This is a genomic window from Sphingomonas desiccabilis (assembly GCF_004135605.1).
GTDB classification, from domain to species: Bacteria; Pseudomonadota; Alphaproteobacteria; order Sphingomonadales; family Sphingomonadaceae; genus Sphingomonas; species Sphingomonas desiccabilis.
The window spans coordinates 399,007-420,715 of record NZ_SDPT01000002.1 but is presented as its reverse complement, the minus strand read 5'-3'; the positions used below and the strand labels follow the sequence as shown (position 1 = coordinate 420,715).

At 71.6% G+C, this 21,709-nt stretch carries 21 protein-coding genes; 10 read left to right on the top strand and 11 right to left on the bottom strand.

Annotation, left to right across the window (positions count from 1 at the left end):
- Positions 1-82 precede the first annotated feature (82 nt).
- A complete protein-coding gene (locus EO081_RS10160; RefSeq protein ID WP_129341831.1) occupies positions 83-862 on the top strand; it encodes an SDR family oxidoreductase in 780 nt (259 codons plus the stop codon).
- Positions 863-1,174: 312 nt separating this feature from the next.
- Here the strand turns inward: EO081_RS10160 and EO081_RS10155 are convergent, their stop codons facing one another.
- The 5 genes from EO081_RS10155 to EO081_RS10135 all read right to left on the bottom strand — a co-directional run bounded on the left by EO081_RS10155 (position 1,175) and on the right by EO081_RS10135 (position 5,748).
- Complete coding sequence (locus tag EO081_RS10155) at positions 1,175-2,155, bottom strand: SMP-30/gluconolactonase/LRE family protein (protein WP_240697628.1); 981 nt, start codon at positions 2,153-2,155, stop codon at positions 1,175-1,177.
- A 52-nt stretch (positions 2,156-2,207) separates the two neighbouring features.
- Positions 2,208-3,401: an acetyl-CoA C-acyltransferase gene (locus tag EO081_RS10150; protein WP_129341829.1), complete on the bottom strand. Its 1,194-nt coding sequence runs from the start codon at positions 3,399-3,401 to the stop codon at positions 2,208-2,210.
- A gap of 70 nt (positions 3,402-3,471) precedes the next feature.
- Complete coding sequence (locus EO081_RS10145; RefSeq protein WP_129342449.1) at positions 3,472-4,668, bottom strand: spinster family MFS transporter; 1,197 nt, start codon at positions 4,666-4,668, stop codon at positions 3,472-3,474.
- Between the two features lie 52 nt (positions 4,669-4,720).
- Positions 4,721-5,242, bottom strand: coding sequence for a DUF177 domain-containing protein (locus EO081_RS10140; RefSeq protein WP_129341828.1), 522 nt, complete (start codon positions 5,240-5,242; stop codon positions 4,721-4,723).
- Positions 5,239-5,748 (bottom strand): ubiquinol-cytochrome C chaperone family protein, encoded by a 510-nt coding sequence (locus EO081_RS10135; protein WP_129341827.1) that lies wholly within the window; start codon positions 5,746-5,748, stop codon positions 5,239-5,241. The genes EO081_RS10140 and EO081_RS10135 overlap by 4 nt, the downstream gene beginning before the upstream one ends.
- A gap of 118 nt (positions 5,749-5,866) precedes the next feature.
- Here EO081_RS10135 and EO081_RS10130 point away from each other — a divergent pair, with 118 nt between their 5' ends.
- The 3 genes from EO081_RS10130 to EO081_RS10120 all read left to right on the top strand — a co-directional run bounded on the left by EO081_RS10130 (position 5,867) and on the right by EO081_RS10120 (position 8,763).
- Complete coding sequence (locus EO081_RS10130; RefSeq protein WP_129341826.1) at positions 5,867-6,355, top strand: outer membrane protein assembly factor BamE; 489 nt, start codon at positions 5,867-5,869, stop codon at positions 6,353-6,355.
- Positions 6,356-6,479: 124 nt separating this feature from the next.
- Positions 6,480-6,977: an RcnB family protein gene (locus EO081_RS10125; protein ID WP_129341825.1), complete on the top strand. Its 498-nt coding sequence runs from the start codon at positions 6,480-6,482 to the stop codon at positions 6,975-6,977.
- Between the two features lie 301 nt (positions 6,978-7,278).
- Positions 7,279-8,763 (top strand): M23 family metallopeptidase, encoded by a 1,485-nt coding sequence (locus EO081_RS10120; RefSeq protein ID WP_129341824.1) that lies wholly within the window; start codon positions 7,279-7,281, stop codon positions 8,761-8,763.
- Positions 8,764-8,881: 118 nt separating this feature from the next.
- Here EO081_RS10120 and EO081_RS10115 read toward each other — a convergent pair whose 3' ends face one another.
- The 5 genes from EO081_RS10115 to EO081_RS10095 form a co-directional block, all read right to left on the bottom strand.
- Positions 8,882-10,531, bottom strand: a complete 1,650-nt coding sequence (locus EO081_RS10115; protein WP_375781657.1) for an ATP-binding protein — start codon at positions 10,529-10,531, stop codon at positions 8,882-8,884.
- Positions 10,532-10,610: 79 nt separating this feature from the next.
- The gene (locus EO081_RS10110) at positions 10,611-11,378 is read right to left on the bottom strand and encodes a TIGR02186 family protein (RefSeq protein ID WP_129341823.1); all 768 of its coding nucleotides are present in this window, start codon (positions 11,376-11,378) and stop codon (positions 10,611-10,613) included.
- On the bottom strand, positions 11,375-12,289 hold the full coding sequence (locus EO081_RS10105) for a sulfite exporter TauE/SafE family protein (RefSeq protein ID WP_125959086.1): 915 nt from the start codon (positions 12,287-12,289) through the stop codon (positions 11,375-11,377). The genes EO081_RS10110 and EO081_RS10105 overlap by 4 nt, the downstream gene beginning before the upstream one ends.
- A gap of 40 nt (positions 12,290-12,329) precedes the next feature.
- Positions 12,330-13,343: a hypothetical protein gene (locus EO081_RS17060; protein WP_240697627.1), complete on the bottom strand. Its 1,014-nt coding sequence runs from the start codon at positions 13,341-13,343 to the stop codon at positions 12,330-12,332.
- A complete protein-coding gene (locus tag EO081_RS10095; RefSeq protein ID WP_129341822.1) occupies positions 13,340-14,725 on the bottom strand; it encodes a glycosyl transferase family protein in 1,386 nt (461 codons plus the stop codon). The genes EO081_RS17060 and EO081_RS10095 overlap by 4 nt, the downstream gene beginning before the upstream one ends.
- Before the next feature lie 736 nt (positions 14,726-15,461).
- On the opposite strand from EO081_RS10095, the gene EO081_RS10090 reads away from it, so the two are divergent.
- The 6 genes from EO081_RS10090 (at position 15,462) to EO081_RS10065 (ending at position 21,008) form a co-directional block, all read left to right on the top strand.
- Entirely contained in the window at positions 15,462-17,969 is a 2,508-nt protein-coding gene (locus EO081_RS10090) for a helicase-related protein (RefSeq protein WP_129342444.1), read from the top strand.
- A gap of 25 nt (positions 17,970-17,994) precedes the next feature.
- Positions 17,995-18,285 (top strand): RNA-binding S4 domain-containing protein, encoded by a 291-nt coding sequence (locus EO081_RS10085; protein WP_129342445.1) that lies wholly within the window; start codon positions 17,995-17,997, stop codon positions 18,283-18,285.
- 36 nt (positions 18,286-18,321) lie between these two features.
- A complete protein-coding gene (gene fdxA, locus EO081_RS10080; protein ID WP_125959090.1) occupies positions 18,322-18,663 on the top strand; it encodes a ferredoxin FdxA in 342 nt (113 codons plus the stop codon).
- Positions 18,664-18,911: 248 nt separating this feature from the next.
- Entirely contained in the window at positions 18,912-19,445 is a 534-nt protein-coding gene (locus tag EO081_RS10075) for a CarD family transcriptional regulator (RefSeq protein WP_125959091.1), read from the top strand.
- A gap of 131 nt (positions 19,446-19,576) precedes the next feature.
- A complete protein-coding gene (locus EO081_RS10070; RefSeq protein WP_165284598.1) occupies positions 19,577-20,266 on the top strand; it encodes a head GIN domain-containing protein in 690 nt (229 codons plus the stop codon).
- A gap of 49 nt (positions 20,267-20,315) precedes the next feature.
- Positions 20,316-21,008 (top strand): GIN domain-containing protein, encoded by a 693-nt coding sequence (locus tag EO081_RS10065; RefSeq protein ID WP_129341820.1) that lies wholly within the window; start codon positions 20,316-20,318, stop codon positions 21,006-21,008.
- Between the two features lie 2 nt (positions 21,009-21,010).
- Here the strand turns inward: EO081_RS10065 and pdeM are convergent, their stop codons facing one another.
- The gene (pdeM, locus tag EO081_RS10060) at positions 21,011-21,673 is read right to left on the bottom strand and encodes a ligase-associated DNA damage response endonuclease PdeM (RefSeq protein WP_129341819.1); all 663 of its coding nucleotides are present in this window, start codon (positions 21,671-21,673) and stop codon (positions 21,011-21,013) included.
- Positions 21,674-21,709 lie beyond the last annotated feature (36 nt).

Genomic DNA, 21,709 nt, shown 5'->3' with positions numbered 1-21,709 from the left:
CCTAAAATGGACCATGCGCGGTTTCAACGCAAATGCGGCCGCCAACGGGATCGGACAGGCGCGCAAAAAAAGGAGCAAGACCATGGACCTGGGCATCGCCGGCCGCACCGCCATCCTCTGTGCCTCCAGCGCCGGGCTCGGCCGCGGCTGCGCGGAGGCGCTGGCCGAGGCGGGCGCCCGCATCATCCTCAACGGCCGCAACGCCGAAAAGCTCGAGACGACGGCCGCGGCGATCCGGCAATCGACCGGCGCGGAGGTGATCGCGGTCGCCGCCGACGTCGGCACCGAGGCGGGGCGCCAGGCGCTGCTCGCCGCCGCGCCGGATGCCGACATCCTGGTCAACAACAACGCAGGCCCGCCGCTCCGCCCGTTCGAGGACCTCGACGCCGACAAGATCCGCGCCGGGCTGGAAAGCAACCTCGTCACCCCGACGCTGCTGATCCACGCGCTCTTGCCGGGAATGGTCGAGCGGCGCTTCGGCCGGATCGTCAACATCACCTCCGGCTCGGTGAAGATGCCGCTCCCCGGCCTCGACCTGTCGAGCGGCGCGCGTGCCGGGCTCACCGGCCTCGTCGCCGGGGTCGCCCGCTCGGTCGCCCACGCCAACGTGACGATCAACAACCTGCTGCCGGGCTCCTTCGACACCGACCGCATCGCCAGCATCGTCGCGCAGGCCGCGGCCAAGTCCGGTGCGAGCGAGGCCGAGGAGCGCGCCAGGCGCGAAGCCTCGATCCCCGCCCGGCGGCTCGGCACCCCGGCCGAGTTCGGCGCCACCTGCGCCTTCCTCTGCTCGGCCCACGCCGGCTACATTACCGGCCAGAGCCTGCTGATCGACGGCGGCACCTTCCCGGGCATTCTGTGACGCACGCGAAGGCCGGAGCCCGGTCGCCCCTCCACGCCTGCTTGAGAGGAACGACGCCACACCCCGCCCCCGTATCCCCCGCGAAGGCGGGATCCAGGGCCAAACGAACCACCGCCAGCGGTCGAAACCCTGGGCTCCCGCCTGCGCGGGACCACGGCGAGGGGAACGACGCCTTCCCCTTCCTTCGTACCCCGGCGAAGGCCGGGGCCCAGGTGGGAAAGCGGCAAAGGCGAGCGCCCAACCTCAGAGGCCACCCCAACTGGGCCCCGGCCTTCGCCGGGGTACAAGCTGCGGTCGCCCCCGTCCCCCGACCTACCCCCGCGGCTTCAACGCGACCCGCGCGATCGCATGGTTGGACGACATGTACAGCGCCGCCCCCCCCTCCCCGATCGTGCAGTTGGAGATGACGTCGCCGCTCTGGATCAGCCCCAGCCGCTCGCCCTCGGGGCTCAGCACGTGCATGCCGCCGGGGCCGCTCGCGAACAGATGCCCCTCGGCCGCGACCTTCATGCCGTCCGGCAGCCCTGGCAACCCCGCCGCCACGTCGGCGGCGAAATCCACCAGCACGCGCTTGGCGGTCGGCATGCCGCGCGCGTCAAGCGTATAGGCGACCAGCACCGGCCCCTTGGGGTCCGACACCGCGACGTAGAGCGTGCCCTCGTCGGGCGAGAGGGCGATGCCGTTCGGCCGGGTGAGGCTGCGGTCCAGCACCTCCAGCCGCCCGTCCGGCGCCAGCCGATACACGCCGCAGAAGTCGAGCTCGCGCAGCGGCGACTCGCCTTCGCCCGCCAGCCCATAGGGCGGATCGGTGAAATAGAGCGCGCCGTCGCTGGCGCAGATCACGTCGTTGGGGCTGTTGAAGCGCTTGCCCTCGAAGCGGTCGACCACCGTCGTCTTGCGCTTGGTGGCGAAGTCGAGCCGCGCCACCACGCGGCTGCCGCTGTCCGCGATCAGCAGCCGCCCGCGCCCGTCGAGCGCCAGCCCGTTCGATCCCGCTTCCCGGATTGACTTGGGGATCGGCCCCACAAGCCCCGACGGCTCCAGGAACAGGTCGAAGCCCTTGTCCCGCCGCCAGCGCCACATGCGGTTGGCCGGCACGTCGGAGAACAGCAGCATGCCGCCGCCGCGCGGGACCCACACCGGCCCCTCCGACCATTGATAGCCGCCGCCCAGCATCTCCACCGGCGCGTTCGCATCCAGGATCGCGTCGAGCTTGGGCGAAAGCCGCCGGATGCCGCGCGGCAAGGCGGGTGCAGGCGCGGCAAGCACGCCCGAAGCTAGCGGCAGGGCCATGCCGGCCCCCAACAGGTCACGACGGCGCATTGACTGTTTCTCCCCCCAGAAATCATGAATCGAGCCGCTCGACCGCCATCGCGGTTGCCTCGCCCCCGCCGATGCACAGCGTGGCGACCCCGCGCCGGGCACCGCGTGCCTCCATCGCCGACAGCAGCGTCGCGAGCACCCGCGCGCCCGAGGCGCCGATCGGGTGCCCCAGCGCGGTGGCGCCGCCGTGCACGTTCACCCGGTCATGCGCGATCCCCAGGTCCTGCATCGCGATCATCGCCACGCAGGCGAACGCCTCGTTGATCTCGAACAGGTCGACGTCGGCGACCGACCAGCCCGCCTTGTCGAGCACGCGCTGCACGGCCCCCACCGGCGCGGTGGTGAACTGCGCCGGTGCCCGCGCATGGGCGGCATGGGCGACGATGCGCGCGATCGGCTTGAGCCCGCGTGCGTCCGCGACCGACTGGCGCGTCAGCACCAGCGCCGCCGCCCCGTCGGAGATCGAGGAAGCATTGGCGGCGGTGATCGTGCCTTCCTTGGCAAAGGCGGCCTTCAGCGTAGGGATGCGGGCGACGTCGCCCTTCGCCGGCTGCTCGTCGGCGGTCACGGTGACGCTGCCCTTGCGCCCGACCACCTCGACCGGGACAATCTCCCGCTCAAACGCGCCCGAGGCCTGCGCGGCCTGCGCGCGGGTCAGCGATTCGATCGCGAACGCGTCCTGCGCTTCCCGCGTGAACTGGTATTCGCGGGCACTGTCCTCGGCAAAGGTGCCCATCGCGCGGCCGGGCTCATAGGCGTCCTCCAGCCCGTCGAGCATCATATGGTCGTAGATCGTGCCATGGCCGATGCGCGCGCCAGCGCGGTGCTTGGTCATCAGGTACGGCGCGTTGGACATGCTCTCCATGCCGCCCGCCACGATCAGGTCGCACGACCCGGCCGCCAGCGCGTCGGCGGCCATCATCGCCGCCTTCATCCCCGAACCGCACATCTTGTTGACCGTGGTCGCCTCAACCGACTGCGGCAGCCCGGCATGGAGCGCCGCCTGCCGCGCCGGCGCCTGGCCGAGCCCCGCCGACAGCACGCAGCCCATATAGGCGCGCTCGATGTCTTCCGGGGCGACGCCGGCGCGCTCCACGGCCGCGCGGATCGCGGTAGCACCCAGGCGGGTGGCGGGTACGGCCGCGAGCGCCCCCTGAAACCCGCCCATCGGCGTGCGGGCATAGGACAGGATCACGGTCGGGTCGGCGGCGGTCATACATCTCTCCTGCGTGCACGGCGTCGTTGCGCCGGCACCGTCGATATAGGGTGCGCCACCGCCGCTGTCGCTACTCGTCCACCCAATCGCCCGGCAGCACCCGCGCCGCCGCCGCCATCAGCGCGCCCGCGAGCAGGTAGCAGCCGAGCGCCGCCAGCATCGCGTAGCGCAGCGCCTCGTCGCCCAGCTGCGGCGCCCACGCCTTCGACAGCGCACCCACCAGCCACGATCCCAGCCCCAGCCCGATCAGGTTGTTGATGAGCAGGAAGCACGCGCTCGCCGTGCTGCGCATCACCGCCGGCACCAGCTGCTGCACCGCCGTCAGCAGCGGCCCCGGCCAGGCATAGACCAGCGCCTGCGGCACCAGGAACAGCGCGAAGGCGGCGACCCAGGATCCCGACAGCAGCCCCGCCGCCAAGAGCGGCACGCCCGCCGCATAGGCGATCGCCGGCACTAGCGCATAGGCACGCCGCGTCCGCCGTCCCCAGCGATCGGCGATCACGCCGCCCAGCAGGATGCCCGCCACGCCGCCGGTGAGCAGCAAGGCGCCCACGAACCGCCCGGTTTCTGCAAGATCCAGCCCGAAGCTGCGCATCATCAGGCTGGGCATCCAGAAGGCGATGCCATAGCCCGCCGTCGATCCCGCCGCCCCACCCAGAGAGATGAGCCAGAAGCTCGGCTTGCGCGCCAGCATCCCGAACACCGGCAGCAGCGGCGCCTGTCCGGTACGCGTGCGCGGCGGATCGCGCACCAGCAACCGGAAGAGCGGCGCGGTGAGCAGTCCCGCCACGCCCATCACGACAAAAGCGGTACGCCATTCGACCGCCGCCGCGATCGCGCCGCCCAAGAGCACGCCGGCGGCCGATCCGATCGGGATTCCCAGGCCATAGATGGCGAGCGCCCGCGCGCGCTTGCCCGGCGGAAAGGTGTCGGCGATCAGCGCGTAGGAGGGGGCGACGCCCCCCGCCTCGCCGACCCCCACGCCCACGCGGAACAGGAACATCTGCGCAAAGCCCTGCGCGGTGCCGCACAGTGCGGTGAAGCCGCTCCACACCGCCAGGCTGACGGTGATGACCCAGCTGCGGCTCGTCCGGTCGGCCAGCATCGCCAGCGGAATCGCGAGCGTGCAATAGAGCGTCGCAAACGCCAGCCCGCCCAGCATCCCCAGCTGCGAGTCGGAGAGCTTCAGGTCCGCCTTTACCGGCATCGCGAGGATGCTCAGGATCTGCCGGTCGAGGAAGTTGAAGCTGTAGACGAGCAGCAGCATCGCCAGCACCACGCCGGGCCGGCGGTTCTGCGGACCGGCGGTCACGGGCACCTTACTTCAGCTTGTCCTTGAGCACCGAAAAGGCCGTGAACGGCTGCACCTCGTCCTCGCGCACCACGCCCGCCTCGCGCAGGATCGCATCGGCGTTGGGCGCCCGCGGGAACGGGTCGAGCGCCAGCGCCAGCGTCTCCGCCGCCGCCTCGCCCAGGTCGATCGCGCCGCCTTCGAAAAACATGGTGTCGCATTCCTCGGCCGACAGTTCGACCTCGTCGCCCTCGGGCGTGCCTTCGGGCAGGAAGCGCAGCGCGAAGCTTTCGTCGATCGTCGCCGGCACCGGCTCGGCGGTCGCGACGCAGCTCTGCACCACCGCGCCGTGCAGCGTGCCGCGCGCCACCACGCCCGCCGCATCCCGGCGCAGCGTGAAGTCCGCCGCCAGCGCGTCGATCGAGACGAGGCGGAACCGCTTGGCGAGCGCCGCGCGCTCCTCCGGGGTCGCCTCGACGTGCACGTCGCTGTCGCCCGCGCCGATGCGATCGAGCCGGTGCGGCCGGCTGAATTCGGGATTGGGGGTCATTCGGGAAGCCTTCCAGCAAGCAGGGTGTCGATCGCCGTCGCGGCGAGTGCGCGGTGCAGCGCCTCCAGCCCGCCCGCGACATGGGCGAGCGCGGTCGCGCCCGGGTCCTCGCCGCGATAGAGGTTGCGCAGCAACGCGGGCGTGAGCGCCCCCGCCGCCAGCCCCTCGCGATAGGCGCCGAGCCGTCCGCCGAGCATCGCCATCATTTTCCCGATGTGCTTGCCGACCACGATGTCGCCGATGCCGGACTGGCGCAGCTGCCCGTCCATGTCGTCCACGAACCGCTCCGCCAGCCGCACGGCCGGCATCGCGCCCTCGGGCGTGTCCTCCAGCCGCAGCAGCACCATCGACAGCACCGCCGCCAGCATGTCGAACCGGCCGTCGGTGGTGTCGGGCACCGCGCCCTCGACATACCAGTGCGGCTGGCGCGCCCGCGCGATCACGGCGTCGTACAACGGGGCGAGCGGATCGGGCGGCGGGGAACGGAACAGGTCGAGCAGGCGCATGACGGCTTTCGAAAGACGGACCGGAAACGGCGGGCGGCCTTGTCGCGCACCGCCGGCCCGCATATTGAGGCGATCGGCGCGTGATGCAATCGCCCGCCGGGTTTGCTGGAGGAAGTCGATGAAGCTGTTTGCGCACCACGGCATTGCCGTTGCCGCCGTGGCGCTGGCCGCGCTGGGCCTGGGGGGCTGCACGCGCGTGCGCACGCACCAGGGCTATGTGATCGACGCCGATCTCGTGAATGCCGTCCAGCCGGGCGTCGACAATCGCGAGTCGGTGACCAGCACGCTCGGCCATCCCACCTTCACCGGCCAGTTCGGCAGCGGCAACACCGAATGGTATTATCTGTCGCGCGACAGCCGCAACCTGGCGTTCAACCGCCCGAACCCCAAGGAGCAGACCACGATCCGCGTCCGCTTCGACCAGAACGGCACCGTCCAGTCGATCGATCGCACCGGCATCGAGCAGGTCGCCTCGATCAGCCCGTCGGGCAAGAAGACCCCGACGCTCGGCCGTGAGCACAGCTTCTTCCAGGATCTGTTCGGCAACATCGGCACCGTCGGCGCCGCCGGCATGGGCGGCCCGGGCGGCGGCAACCCGAACCAGTAAGCGAGCAGGGCTGCGCGGCCCACGCGCAGCTTTCGTTTCCCTGACGAACCGGTTTCCGCGCCGTTCAGCGACGGCGCGCTACCTCTCCACCATCGGGCAATGCCCGCAGTGTAGAGGAGGTCCCATGCGTAGCCTTATCCTTGCAGCCCTTGCCGTCACGACCGCCCTGTCCGGCGTGGTCGTCCCGGCTGCCGCCAGCGCCCAGTCCCGCAGCGAGCAATGGGAGCGCCGGGATCATCGCGACGACCGCCGCCACGAGACGCGTGGCCGCTACGACCGCTATGATCGCCACCATGTCCGCCCCGGCATGCGCCCGGCCCCGCGCAACTATGCCCGCGATCATCGCTGGGGTCGCGACGACTGGCGCGCATACCGCAACGGCAACCGCAGGCTGTACGCCCGCGGCCCGTGGCAGGCGCCGTTCCGCTATTCCAGCTTCCGCGTCGGCGGGCGCATCGCCCCGCCCTATTACGGCAGCCGCTATGTGATCGCCGATCCGTGGCGCTATCGCCTGCCGCCCGCCCGCCCGGGCCTGCGCTGGGTGCGTCACTATGACGACGTGCTGCTGGTCGATTATCGCCGGGGCCGCGTGGTGGACGTGATCCGCAACTTCTACTGGTAAGGCGCACAGCGCGGGGCAGGCCACGGCCTGCCCCGCCTCGCCGCCCGTCCCTATCGCATTCCCCCGTCGACGGGCTTCAGCTCCTGGCGGCCGAAGAACGGCGGCGACCTCCGCCTGTCCCGCCTCCCTCCCCGGATGGCGCCTTGTCCGTCGGCGCTCCGCTTGCCGCTGGCCGTCTGCGCGCCACGGCTGGACGCGGGGAGGTGCTGGCGGGGCCCGCATTAGTTTGACTTTAAGGGTCTGGTTGCACAGGGGAATGGCTCGACCGGGTCGGGCGGTCGACACAAGGGGCGCGCCTTTCTTGTTCTTGCGCAGCGATCACGAACTGCAATTCGCCGGCGGCGCCAGCGCGCGCTCGTTCGGCCGCATGGAGGCGCCGGCCCGTGCCGCGACGCTCGGCGATCGGCTGCAGCTGCGCTTCCCCCACTTCGAACTGGCGCCGGACCTGGGCTCCCAGATCGGCTCCCGCGAATGGTGGCGGGGCGCCGCCACCTGCGCCGCGCTGCTGGCGGCCGGCTGGATGCTGTCGCCGGGGCTCGGGCGGCCGATCCGGGCGGCGGTTCCCGCAGCACTCGACGGCCGCGACTGGGAAGAAGCGCGCGCGCAGGCGTTCGGCGCGCGGGCGCTGGGCGCCACCAGCGGCATGCGGATGGCGGCGACCGCCGGCGTGCGGCCGCTCGCCGACACGCCGGAGCGGCCGATTCTGGAGCTGACCGCGACGCTGGGGAACGGCGGCGGGCTGGCGGTCGTGCTCAAGCGGTCGGGCGTCGGCGCCGAGGATGCCGCGCGCGCGGTGGCGCTGATCGGCAGCCGGGTGAGCCCGGGCGAGCTCAACCCGGGCACGCGCCTCGACATCACGCTGGGGCGGCGCGAGACCAAGTCGCAGCCGCGGCCGCTGGAGAAGCTGGCGTTCCGCGCGCGCTTCGACCTGGCGCTGGAGCTCGCGCGGGCCGAGGGCGGGCTTGCGCTGAAGCCCATTCCGATCGCGATCGACCACACGCCGCTGCGCGTCCAGGGCCGGGTGGGGAGCAGCCTCTACCACGCCGCGCGTGCAGCCGGTGCGCCGGCCAAGGCGGTCGAGGCCTATATCAAGTCGCTGTCGACCCGCGTGCCGATGGGCCGGGTGGGCGGCAACGACCGGTTCGACATCATCATCGAGCGCCGGCGCGCGGAGACGGGCGAGGTCCAGCTGGGCAAGCTGCTCTACGCCGGACTGGACCAGGGCCGGCGCTCGGTGCGGTTGCTGCGCTGGGAAGAGGGCAGCAAGGTCCAGTGGTACGACCCCAAGGGGATCGGCGAGCGGCGCGGCGGCATGACCATGCCGATCAACGGGCGGCTGACCTCCAACTTCGGCTGGCGGGTGCACCCGCTGCTGCGCTTCCGCCGGCTGCACAAGGGGCTCGACATCGCCGCGCCGACCGGCACGCCGATCCGGGCGGCCGCGGACGGCGTGGTCGCGCGCGCGGGGCGGGCCGGCGGCTACGGCAATTTCGTGAAGCTCAACCACAGCGGCGGGCTTGCCACCGGCTATGGCCACATGAGCCGAATCGCGGTGCGCGCGGGCCAGCGCGTGCGGCAGGGCTCGGTGATCGGCTATGTCGGGTCGACCGGCATCTCGACGGGGCCGCACCTTCATTACGAGCTGTGGAAGAACGGCGCGGCGGTGAACCCGCGCTCCGTGTCGCTGGCGAGCGTGCAGCAGCTGAGCGGCGAGGACCTGCGGCGGTTCAAGGCCACCTATGCGCGGCTGATGGCGGTGCCGACCGGGGCTGCGAAGGCGGACTGACGCCACCGCCGCTGAGTGCCGTGCTCCTGCGCAGGCAGGAGCACGGGGGTGTTCGGGGCGTCGCGGGAACCGCCTTTTCGCACCCGCCTTCGCCGGGGTACGCTGGGGGTAGCTCCCGCTACCGTCCCGCGCGCCAGCGGCGGATGGTGCGCTCCAGGATCGCCTCCTCGCCACCCGTTTCGCGCCAGAGCTGGGAGAAGAGCGGGTCGCCCGATGCGGGGCGCTGCGCCTCGTCGAGCGAGTCGAAGCGGACGCGCACGGGCGTGGTGACGCCCTCGCCCGAAATGATGCACTCGCGGTTGCGCAGCGCCGGGATGGTGTCGAGGAAGCCGCGCGCACCCTCCGGCATCGCCGCGCGCACGAACGCCTGGTCGCGATCGTTGTTGAGCCGCATCGAGAGGATGGTGCCGCATTGCGACAGCACGCCCTCCGCCAGGTCGGACGGGCGCTGGGTGATGAGCCCCAGGGAGACGCCGTATTTGCGCCCTTCCTTGGCGATGCGGCTGAGGATGCGGCCGACCGACGACGCATCGGCGTTGCGCTCGTTGGGGACGTAGCGGTGCGCTTCCTCGCAGACGAGCAGGATCGGGCGCTGCGGCTCGTTGCGCGACCAGATGGCGAAGTCGAACACCATCCGGCTGAGCACCGCGACCACCACCGAGGTGATCTCGCTCGGAACGCCCGACACGTCGATGATCGAGATCGGCTTGCCGCCCGACGGCAGGCGGAACACGCGCGACAGGAACGACGCCATCGTGTCCGCCACCAGCATGCCGGAGAACATGAAGGCGTAGCGGGGATCGGCCTTGATCTCGTCGATCTTGCCCTTGAGCCGCAGATAGGGCGCGGTATCGCCCGCGCGGTCCATCTTGCCCATTTCTTGGGCGAGGATGTTGGTGAGGTCCGACAAGAGGTACGGGATCGGCGCGTCGACGGTGAGCTTGCCGATCTCCTGCGCCAGCCGGTTCTTGGAGCGGGCGGCGAGCAGGCACTTGGCGAGGATGTCGGCATCGACCTGCCGCTCGGAGCCGGAGGTGGTGAGCAGCACCTCGCAATGCTCTTCGAAGTTCATCAGCCAATAGGGCATCTGGAGGTTGGAGACGTCGTAGAGCGCGCCGATCCCCTCGAACGCGGCGGCATATTCGCCGTGGGGATCGATCATCACGATGTGCCCCTCGGGGCTGAGATCGCAGATGCGGTGGAGGATCAGCGCGGCCGCGGTCGACTTGCCGGTGCCGGTGGAACCCAGCAGCGCGAAATGCTTGCCGAGCATGGCGTCGACCTGGAGCGCGGCGCGGATGTTGTCGGTGGGATAGACGGTGCCGATCTCGATGTGGGCGCGCTCGTCGGCGGCGTACATCTGATGGAGGTCGGCGGTGGCAAGCGGATAGACGGGCGTACCCGGCATCGGATAGCGGGTCACGCCGCGGCGAAAGCCGTGAAGGCCGCCGGTGGCGCGGTCCTCGTCCGCCTCCCCCAGGAAGTCGATGGTGGCGAGCGCCTGGCGTTCCTCTTCGGGCGCGGCGCGGATCGCGCGGACGTTGGCGATCAGCCAGTTGCCGCCCGCGCGGATCTTCACCTGGCTGCCGATCTGGCCGGCCGCGGCGATGGCGGGGTCGGGATCGTTGGTGAGGGTGTTCACCGTCTCCAGGTTGAGCAGGATCTGGCTGGCCGATCCGGCGATCTCCGTCACCGCACCGATCGCGCGCAGCGGCGCCGCTCGTGCGGCGGCATCATGAAAGGATCGCGCGCCCGTCGCTTCTGTCACCTGCAACTCCTCGGTCTTTGGGTCGAGCGATGCGCGGGCGATGGTAAAGAATGCGTTCCCGCCGGGACGCAGCGGGCGGTCAGAAGCGCCGCCACAGCGAGCCGGCCGCCCAGCCGAACAACACCGACAGCGCGACCGCGACCAGGCCATAGGCGAGCGAGTCATGCTCGGCCGCCTGCTCCACGAAGCGCTCGAAGCCCGATTTGCGGATGTCGATCTCCCGCACCGCGGCTGCCAGCACGCGGCCGTCGCGGATCAGGAAGGTCTCGGCGGTGAAGCGGCCGACCGGCACCCGCGCGGGGATGTCGACGGCGGCGCGGTAGAGGACGCCGTCGGTGATCTCCACCGCGCCCGGCGCCTCGTAGTACAGGCCCTGGCGGCGCTGGAGGTCGACCAGTCCGGCGGCGAAGCGCGCCTGTTCCTCGGCCGTGGCGCCCGAGGCCGGAGAAAGCTGGAGGCTGTCGAGGCCGAGTTCGTAGATGGCGCGGGTGCGGTCGTCGACCAGCTGCGCGATCGGCTTGGACGAGGCGATGGCGTAGAAGGAGGGGGCCGAGCGGAAGCGGGTGCGTGCGGCGTTGACCCAGATGCCGGCGACCTTCTCCTTCTCCCGCATCACGATCGACTGGGCGGGGCCCTTCACCACCACGACGACGTCGGCGGGGTGGTCGGCGTCGGGCTCGCGGCCGCCCGGATAGAGGATCGCGCCGAACAGCAGCAGCTCGGCGCCGGTGAAGCTGTAGGCGATCTGGATGTTGCGGCGCGAGACGTCCGGCACCAGCACGGGCTTCGCCGCGGTGGCGCCCAGCAGCAGCGGGGCCAGCAGCAGCAGGGCGAGCGCGCGCCTCACGACAGCTCGATCGTGTAGATCTCGTCGGGCCGCCAGCCGAGCCCGAGCGCCATGCGGAACGCGACCGCCAGCACCATCAGCGCCAGGATCAGGCGGAGATATTCGGGCTTCACCACCTGCGCGAACTTCGCCCCGATCTGCGCGCCCGTGACCGAGCCGATCAGCAGCAGCACCGCGAGCACGATGTCGACCGCCTTGGTGGTCATGGCATGGACCAGGGTCGCGGCGGCAGTCACGAACAGGATCTGGAACAGCGAGGTGCCGACCACCACGCGCGTGCCCATGCCGAGCAGGTAGAGCATGGCGGGCACCAGCACGAAGCCGCCGCCGACCCCCAGCAGCACCGTCAGGATGCCGACGCCGAAGCCCAGCAGCAGCGGCGCGAGCGGCGAGATGTAGAGGCCCGACGCATAGAAGCGCCAGCGCAAGGGGAGCGCGGCCACGAAGGGGTGGTGGCGGCGGCGCGCGGCCGGCGCGGGCTTTGCGCCGCGCAGCACGCGGATGCTGCCGACCGCCTCCTTCAGCATCAGCCCGCCGATCGAGCCCAGCAGCAGCACATAGATGAGCGCGATCACCGTATCGATCTGGCCGCTCGCCTGGAGCAACCGGAAGATGCCGGCGCCCGCGATCGACCCCATTACGCCGCCGACCGTCAGCACCGTGCCCATGCGGACGTCCACCCCGCCGCGCCGGAAATGGGCGAACACGCCCGAGACGCTGGCGCCCGTCACCTGGCTCGCGGCCGAGGCGGCGGCGACCGTAGGCGGGATGCCGTAGAAGATCAGCAGCGGCGTGGTCAGGAACCCGCCGCCGACCCCGAACATGCCCGACAGGAACCCCACGCCGCCGCCCAGCAGCACGATCACGAGCGCGTTGACCGACAGGTTCGCGACGGGGAGGTAGAGGTCCATCGTCCCGTGGATAGCCGTTTGGCCCGGCGGGACAAAGCCTTCAGAAGTCGGTGCCGAGGGTCAGCGCAGGACCGGAGCCGGGAGCGGCATTCCCCGCGACGCGCTGGCGCCATTCGGCGGCGAGCCGCAGCTTCGGCCCGCCGGTGGGCACGGTGGCGACGAGCGAGGGGCCGATGTCGAGCCGGCTGGCGCCGCGCTGGGCGCCGCCCCAGGCGCCGGCGCCGAGCGCCAGCTCGAGGCGCTTGCCGCTAGAAACCGGGTGGAGCACCCGGACGGCACCATCGGCATAGGGCTCCCGCCGCGCGCGCAGGACGACGCCGGCCTGGCCATAGCCCTCCACCTGCAGCCGGCCGAAGACCGGGGTGGGGTTGATGCCCGCGATCGCGCCGAGGCCGGTCCCGTCCGGGCCGGAGTCGAGCGCGATCCGCCGTTCGAGCAGGATCGAGACCGGGAGCGGAAGCTTGAGCGGCTGCCACTCGACGCCGAGCCCTGCCTCCTTGCCGACGCCGCGCAACGGGCTGGAGAAGCGGCCGGAAAGCGCGAGCGTGCGGGTGAGCGCGTAGCGGATGCGGGCGCCTGCCTGGCTGCCGCCGAGCTGGGCCGGGCCGAACGCGCCGTCGCCGGCCATGCTGCCGCCGCGCGCGACCAGCCAGGCGCTGGCCGACCAGCGGCGCGGCGCTCGGGGCTGGGCAACCAGGGCGAGCGCGGGTTCGGGGGAGGTTGCGACCTGCGGCGCAGGAGCCCCGCCCGGAGCCGCTTGGGAGATGGGCAGGAGCATGGCTGCGGCCGCGTGGAAGACGGGCGCGCCGCCGGGCTCCGTGTAGCCGGCGGGCAGCGGTTCGGGCGACGCCGCGCCGACGCGGCGCGGGTGTCCGGAGGGCTGGGGAAACGCGAACAGCGGCGCTGCGGGCATGGGGCTGAGCCCCGCCGGCGTCTCCGAGGCTTCGGCGACCGCGGCCAGCTCTGCGCCCGGCCACAGCAGCGTCGCGCGCGCGCCGGTCCAGCCGGCCAGCACGAGCAGCAGGAACTTGATCGGCCTTCCCGCTCCGGTCATGCGGCCTCGCCGGCGACGGTCGGGAAATGGTGCGCCGTCTTGTCCCAGCGCAGCTCGGCGCCGCGCAGCATGGCGAGATAACGAAAGATCGCTCGGCGGGCGGCGAGCAGCGCCACCAGATTGGCGATGATGGCGCGGGGGACGGACCGGGCGCCCTCCTTCCAGCCGCAGCGCCTGCCGACGAAATGCGCGCGCATCGCGATCCGCCAGACCAGGAGCGCGGTGTTGAGCATCAGCAGCAGCCGCATCGCGGGCGAGACCTCGGCGCGGCTGGTGCCGGTCAGCCAGTGGACGCTCTCCGAAATACCCCAGCCGACCAGCGCCACATAGGCGGCGGCGAGCACGGGCACGGCAAGGATGGTGCGGCGGTCGCGCATCCGCATCCAGTGCTCGGTCGCGCGGCCGCGCGCCGCCCAGCCGATCCGGTCCCAGCCGGCTAGCGCGATGCCGATCATCCAGCGCGCCTTCTGCCGGACCGCCGCGTCGAGCGTCGCGGGGAAGAAGGCGCGGACGCCGACCGGCTGGTCGCCGCCGGCCTCGACCACGTTGAGGAACAGGCCGCGTCCGCCGAGCATGGCGATCGTCAGCCCCAGCTCGTAATCCTCGGTCAGGCTCGCCTCGTCGAACGGCAGGCCGCCGCGGGCGATGGCGATCCGCGCGAGCATCGGCACCGCGATCGCGCAGCCGGTGCCCGCAAGCGGCAGGCCGGCGCCGAGCGCCTGGCGCACCGGCATCAGCTTGCCATGCGCCTCCGCGAACTCGTCGATGTAGTGCCCGGAGATCCAGCGCGAGCGCGGATCGGCGAGCGGCAGCACCGGCAGCTGCACGGTGGTGGCATGGTCGAGCCCCTGGTCGAGCAGCCGCAGTTCCTCGGGGTGGACGAGGTCCTCGGCATCGTGGAGCACGACGCCCTTGAACGGCTGTCCTTCGGCCCGCTGGTCCGCCAGCAGCGCATACCACAGCGCGTTCAGGCAGTCGGCCTTGGTGGTGGGGCCGGCGCGCGGGCACACGACCAGGCGGACGCGCGGGTCCTCCTGCGCAACGGCGTGCACGGCGCTGACCGTCGCCGGATCATTGGGATAGGTGCCGGCGTAGATACGGTAGTCGGGGTGGTCGAAGCGGGCGAGCGCGCTGCGCAGCATCAGCCCGATGACGGCCGCCTCGTCCCAGGCGGGAACGAACACCGCCAGCCGCCCCGGCGTGTAGGTGCCCGAGGGGATCGGCGCCCCGCCCATGCGGCGGGGGCGGAAGCGACGTCCGAAATGGACCAGGTCGGTCGCAAGATCGTCCACGCCGCCGATGAGAAAGCCGAACGCCGCGAACAGCACGACTTCGTGCAGCACGCCGTCGAGCACACCGATAGCCGTCGCCAGGCCCCCCATAGCGAACTCCCCCGATTCGGATGAAGTAACTATGTAGTAAATGCAGAGTTAAGCAAGATCTGTGATCAGTAATCCTTAGACGCCGACTTTACATGCCAGAACTGACTTCAGGCTGCGGAAAGGGCGACTTGAGAGGGCCGCCAGTACCGCACTGCGCGCGTCTTGTGCGCGCCCCCTCGCCTGGTGGCTTCCGCGCCGACGGCCTCGGCGTGCCACCCGTGGACCCGATGCCCGGCGCCGCAGGTGTAGGTGCGCCGAGGTTGGCGCCCGGTAACCGACGACGTACCCGGGCGAGGGGCGGGGCGTAGCTGGAAGGCGGGGGCGAGGTGCGCACCGCAACAACTCCCCCGCGGTCCGCTGCAACCTAAAGCCGCAGGGGAAGGCCCCCCGTCCGTGCTTCAGCCGCCGCAGCCGTCATCTTCACGGCATATGCCCGCCTCGACTCCCGTTGCGCGTGACCCAGATGCCGCGTCGTCCCCGAAGCCGTTGCGGCTGTCCTACCGCCCGCTCGCCTGTCACAAGCTGGATCCCGCGCGCGAAAGGATGGCACGATGGTCACGCCTGCTCCCCCCAGCCTCCTGCCGCCGGCTCCCGGAAGATCGCGGCAGCGGCGTTCTTGGACTAACTTTCGACTAACCTTCCGCACCTGCGAAGGCGCGATGCTGCGCGGCAGACGCCGCCAAGTCCTTCTGCGCCCTTGCACTTCGCCGCAGCACGCCCGATGTTTCGCCGTGTTATGAGCCAGTTCGCGCGTAGCCCGCTCACCGCCGTGCTGGGGCCCACCAACACCGGCAAGACCCACCTCGCGATCGAGCGGATGTGCGGCCATGCCTCGGGCATGATCGGCTTCCCGCTGCGCCTGCTCGCGCGCGAGGTCTATGACCGGGTGGTGGCGATCAAGGGCGCGCACCAGGTGGCGCTCATCACCGGCGAGGAACGCATCGTGCCGCCGGGCGCGCGCTGGTTCCTGTGCACGGCCGAGAGCATGCCGCTCGACCGCGAGGTCGCGTTCGTGGCGCTTGACGAGGCGCAGCTCGGCGCCGATCCGGAGCGCGGCCATGTCTTCACCGACCGGCTGCTGCGCGCCCGGGGCCGTGAGGAAACGATGATCCTGGGTTCGGAGGCGCTGCGGCCGATGGTGCGCGCGCTGGTGCCCGATGCGGAGATCATCAACCGCCCGCGCTTTTCCACCCTCTCCTATGCCGGCGCGCGCAAGCTGTCCCGCCTGCCCCGCCGTTGTGCGATCGTCGCCTTCTCGGCCGAAGAAGTGTACGCCGTGGCCGAGACGATCCGCCGGATGCGCGGGGGCGCTGCGGTGGTGATGGGGGCGCTGTCGCCGCGCACCCGCAACGCCCAGGTGCAGATGTTCCAGTCGGGCGAGGTCGACTATCTGGTCGCCACCGACGCGATCGGCATGGGCCTCAACATGGACGTGGCGCACGTCGCCTTTGCTTCGCTCCGCAAGTTCGACGGCCGCCGCCAGCGGCGCCTCACCATCTCGGAAATGGCGCAGATCGCCGGCCGCGCCGGGCGCCACCAGCGCGACGGCAGCTTCGGCGGGCTGGTCGAGGAAGGGCCGAGCGCCTTTACGCCCGAGGAGGTGCTGGCGATCGAGGGGCACGTCATCCCCCCGCTCGAACAGCTCTACTGGCGCGAAGGCAGCCCAAGCACTGCCAGCCTCGACGCGCTGATCGAGAGCCTGGAGCGCAAGCCCAACCACCCCGCCCTGCGCGCCGCGCCCCAGGCGATCGACCTGGCGGTGCTCAAGCGGCTGGCGGAGGAGGATTGGGTGCGCGCCCGCACGCGCAGCCCCGCGATGGTCGCAAGGCTATGGTCGGCCTGCGGCCTGCCCGACTTCCGCAAGCTCGGGCCGGATCCGCACGCCCGCTTCGTCGGCCGCATCTTCCAGCATCTGAGCGAGGGGCGCGGCCATATCCCCCACCAATGGTTCGCCGATGAGGTCGCGCGCCTCGACAATGTCGGCGGCGATGTCGAGACCATCGCCGGGCGCATCGCGGCGGCGCGAAGCTGGGCTTATATCGCGCACCGTGCCGACTGGCTGGCCGAGCCCGCGCACTGGGCCGACCGCACCCGCGCAATCGAGGAACGGCTGTCCGACGCGCTGCACGACCGCCTGCGCCAGCGCTTCGTCGACCAGCGCACCACCGTGCTGCTGCGCCGCATCGGCGCCGACGCGAGCAACCTGCCGGTCGAAGTGGGCGAGGACGGCGAGGTCAGCGTCGACGCGCATGTGCTCGGCCGGCTGGAGGGTTTCCGCTTCCACGTCGCACCCGACGCGCGGGTCGCCGACAAGCGGCTGCTGATCTCCGCCGCGGAAAAGGGGCTCGCGGGCGAGCTGCGCCGCCGCGGTGCCGCGCTCGCGGGTGCGACGGACGAGGCCTTCGTGCTCGATGCCGAGCCCGGCGAACGCCCTGGCATCCGCTGGGACGGCATCCCTGTCGCCACGCTTGCGAACGGGCCCACGCTCGATCGCCCTGCAGTCAAGCTCGACCGCAGCCTCGACTGTCTCGACCGCGCCGGCCAGACGGCGGTGCGCGAGCGGATCGTCGCGTGGGTGGAGGCGGAGATCGCCCGCCGCGCGCCGGTCCTCGCCCGGCTCGCCGCACTGTCGCGCGATCCCGACGCCAGCGCCCCCCTGCGGGCGGTCGCCGCGGCGCTCACCGAGGTCGGCGGGATCAGCCCGCGCGAAAGCGCCGATCCGGCGCTCGACGCGCTCGCGCCCGAGGATCGCCGGCGGCTGCGCCAGGCCGGGGTGACGGTCGGCACACTCGACCTGTTCGACGCACGCCTGTTCCGCCCCGCCCCCGCCCGCTGGCGCGCCGCGCTGCTGGCGGCGCGCGACGGTCGTCCGGTCGAGCCGCTGCCCCCCGCCGGGGCCACGGTGCTGCCGGGCGACACCCGCGCCTGGGGCTTCCGCCGGCTGGGCGGCCAGGCGGTGCGCGTCGACCTGGTCGAGCGCATCGCCCGCGCGGCGCACGACGCTCGCCAGGGGCACAAGCCGTTCGCCCCCGATCCTGCGCTCGCCACGTCGATCGGGCTCCAGCCCGAAACCGTCGCCAAGCTGATGGCGCGCCTGGGCTTCCGCAGCGCCAAGGCCGAGGGCGAGCAGCCGCGCTGGGCATGGCGCGGCCGTCCGCGCGCGCCGGCGCCGCGCGCCCCGGCGGCACCGCGTCCCGGCAACGCCTTTGCAGCCCTTGCGGGCCTGGACCTTTCGCGTGGCTGATCCGACCCCGCACGGCGCCGAATCGATGCGGCTCGACCGCTTCCTGTGGTTCGCGCGGCTGGTGAAGACCCGCAGCGCCGCCCAGGCGCTGGCCGAGGGCGGGCTGCTGCGCATCGACGGCCGCCGCATCGAGCGCGCGCACTGCCCCGTGCGGCCGGGCGTCGTGGTCGCCTTTCCCCGCCATGGACGGGTGCTCGTGCTGCGCGTGCTCGCCCTTCCCAGGCGGCGCGGACCGCCCGCGGAAGCCGCGGAGAGCTACCAGTTGCTGGAACCCGCCCCTCCCGTGCCCGTTGACGGGGCGGGACAGCCCGCATAACGCGTCCCCGTTCGAACCCCTGGAGCCTGTTCCCCAATGACCTACGTCGTCACCGACGCCTGCATCCGCTGCAAGTACATGGACTGCGTCGAGGTCTGTCCGGTGGATTGCTTCTACGAGGGCGAGAACATGCTCGTCATCAACCCGTCCGAGTGCATCGACTGCGGCGTGTGCGAGCCGGAATGCCCGGCCGAGGCGATCCTGCCCGATACCGAGTCCGGGCTGGAACAGTGGCTCGAGCTCAACAACACCTTCTCGGCCCAGTGGCCCAACGTCACGCGCAAGCTCGACCAGACGCCGCCCGACGCGGACGCCATGAAGGGCGTCGAGAACAAGTACGAGCAGTTCTTCTCCCCCGAACCCGGCAAGGGCGACTGACCGGGCGAGCCCCGTATGCGGCCGCGTACGGGGAAAAAGCGCGGTTTTCCGGCCCGTTTTCGCGGGAACTGCAACTCGCCACTGGCATTTTTGCTCCAGACGCGCTATATAGTTGCGCGACGGCGGCATTCCGTTGCCCGCCGCGTGGAGACGCACCCTAAAGAAAAGCCCCAGCCCGACGCGGATCGGCCTGAGCCCCTCCCCGTCCAGGCGCGACTCTGGGGCGAACCGGTCACGAAAGGCTACCAATGGCTGCCAAGGCGCTGTCCTTTGATGTCGGCGATTATGTCGTTTACCCCAAGCATGGCGTTGGCCGTGTCATCGAGCTTCAGAAGCAGGAAATTGCGGGCATGCAGCTGGAGCTGTACGTGCTCCGCTTCGAAAAGGAGCGCATGACGCTCCGCGTGCCCACCAACAAGGCCGAGAGCGTCGGCATGCGCAAGCTGTCGTCGGACAAGACGCTGCGCGAGGCGCTCGACACGCTCAAGGGCAAGCCCAAGGTCAAGCGCACCATGTGGTCGCGCCGCGCCCAGGAATATGAGGCGAAGATCAACTCGGGCGACCTGGTGTCGATCGCCGAGGTGGTCCGTGACCTGTTTCGCGCCGACGACCAGCCCGAGCAGAGCTATTCCGAGCGCCAGATCTTCGAGGCGGCGGCCAGCCGGCTCGCGCGCGAGCTGGCGGCGATGGAAGAGGTCGAGGAGCCCAAGGCGCTCGACAAGATCCTCGACATCCTGCGTGCCTCGGCCGCGATCTACAACAAGGAGAAGACCGCCGCCTGACGGCGCGGTCTTTCTCAAGCAGCTGAACGAGGGCGGCCCCACGGCCGCCCTTTTTCTTTACGGCTTTGCGCGGGCGGCGGGGTCTCCAGCGTGGGTCACGAAAAAGGGTTCGAATGCGTTCGTTAGGGACTTTGGCTTGCCTTTCTCTCGCCGCCTGCTCGGGCATCGGCGAATCCAATCACCAGCACGCCGATACGGTGCAGCGCAGTTTCGAAGCCCGTGACTTCACCGCGGTCGCCCTGGAGGGCCCCGACAACGTCGAGATCCGCACCGGCGGCGCGTTCGCCATCGAGGCCCGCGGCGAACCCGCCGTGCTCGACCAGCTGCTCGTGAGGAGCGAGGGTGGCACGCTCCGGATCGGGCGCACGTCCCGGCAGAGCTGGCCGTGGCCGCTGCGCAGCGCCGGCAGCATCACCGTGCAGATGCCGGAGATCCGCGCCGCCTCCGCCACGGGATCGGGCGCAGTGACGCTCGATCGTGCCGAGAACTTCTCGGGCAGCGTCTCCGGATCCGCGGACCTCACCATCGGCATGCTCGGCGGCCGCACCGTGCGGCTTGCGAACACCGGGTCCGGTACGATCGCGGCGGCCGGCGCCGTCGACCTGCTCTCGGCCGAGGTGAAGGGCTCGGGTGACATCACCGCCCCGCAGCTTCGTGCCGAGCAGGCGGCGGTCGTCCTGCAGGGATCGGGCAGGGTCGAGGCGAACGTTGCCGGCCCCGCCCGCGTGACGCTCGACGGGTCGGGCACCGTGGACCTCGGCGAGATGGCCCTGTGCACCAGCACGCTGGCGGGCTCCGGCTCGATCCGCTGCGCGTCCTGACCGCCGTGGCGGCTTGCCAGTGCGGCAGCCACGGTGCGATGCTTGCCCCATGCTGTTGCTGCCGATCCTCCTGGCGCTGACGGCGGCGCTGGAAAGCCCGGAGCCGCCAGCCCGCACGGTGATGCTCACGCGGTTCGACCGGCTGCGCGTCAGCGGCTCCTATGTCGTGGAGGTGGTGACCGGCGGGCGCACGGGCGCCGAGATGCTCGGCGACCGCGCCTCGGCCGAGCGCGTGTCCGTGCAGGTGGAAGCGGGCGTGCTGACCATCCGGCCCAGCGCCGTGACGCGGGACGGCTTCGCCGTGCAGCAGCGGCCGGTGACCATCCGCGTCCGGACGGCGGCGCCGCTGCAGGCGGTGACGCTCGCCGGCGGCGGGCGCGTGATGGTCGACCGTCTCGCCGGCACCCGGACCGAAGCGGTGCTCAATGGCACCGGCACGCTGTCGATCGCGGGCGTGGCGGCCGAACAGCTGGCGGGCACGCTGATGGGGAACGGCACGCTATCGCTGTCCGGCACGGCGCGGCAGGCACGATTCCTGGCGGTGGGCTCGGGCAGCCTGGACGCAGCCGCGCTCGAGACCCGCGACCTGGTGGTACGCAGCGAAGGCGCGGGTACCGGGCGGTTCCGCGCCGCCCTCACCGCCACCGTCACCGCGAATGGCGCCGGCAGCGTCGAGGTCGCGGGCGCTGCCAAGTGTCAGGTGCGCGGCACATCGTCCGTGCAATGTGGCGCCGGCTCCTGACGTCAGGCCGCGACCGGAAACCGCAGAAGCCGATCCTCCAGCGCCACCAGCGCTTCCGCGCCCCGCCCCACCGCGCGCACGATCTCGGGGTGGTGCGGCTCCAGCCCGCCGGTCAGGGACCCGAACGCCGGCAACACCAGCTTGCTCGCCGTCGCAACGAAGCAGCGGCGTGCGATCGTCCGCCCCCGCACCGTCACCCGCAGCTTGGGGTGGAAGTGTCCCGACAGCTCGGGCCGGGTCTCGCCAGGATCGGCCTCGTGCCGCAGCACCAGTCCGTCCACCACCGCTTCCTCCAGCACGGCGCCGCCGCACGAGGCGGTGAAGCCCGCGTCATGGTTGCCGGTGATCCAGGTCCAGCGGCAGCCGGACGTCAGCGCCCTGAGCCGCTCCTGTGCCGCCACCGGCAGACGCGTACAGCCCCTGGGATCGTGGAAGCTGTCGCCCAGGCACCAGAGCTCGGCAGGGTTCACCCGTGCGACCACCGCCTCCAGCGCGTCCAGCGTCGCGAGCGTGTCATAGGGCGGCAGCATCTGCCCGAACTGCGCGAACCAGCTCGCCTTCTCGAAGTGGAGATCGGCAACCAGCAGCGCCTCGCGCGCCGGCCAGTAGAGCGCGCCCGCGGACAGCGCGACCAGCTCGTGCCCCGAGAACGAAAAGCGAACCATGGCGTCCCTATGCCCCGTCGGCGCGGCCGCGACAAG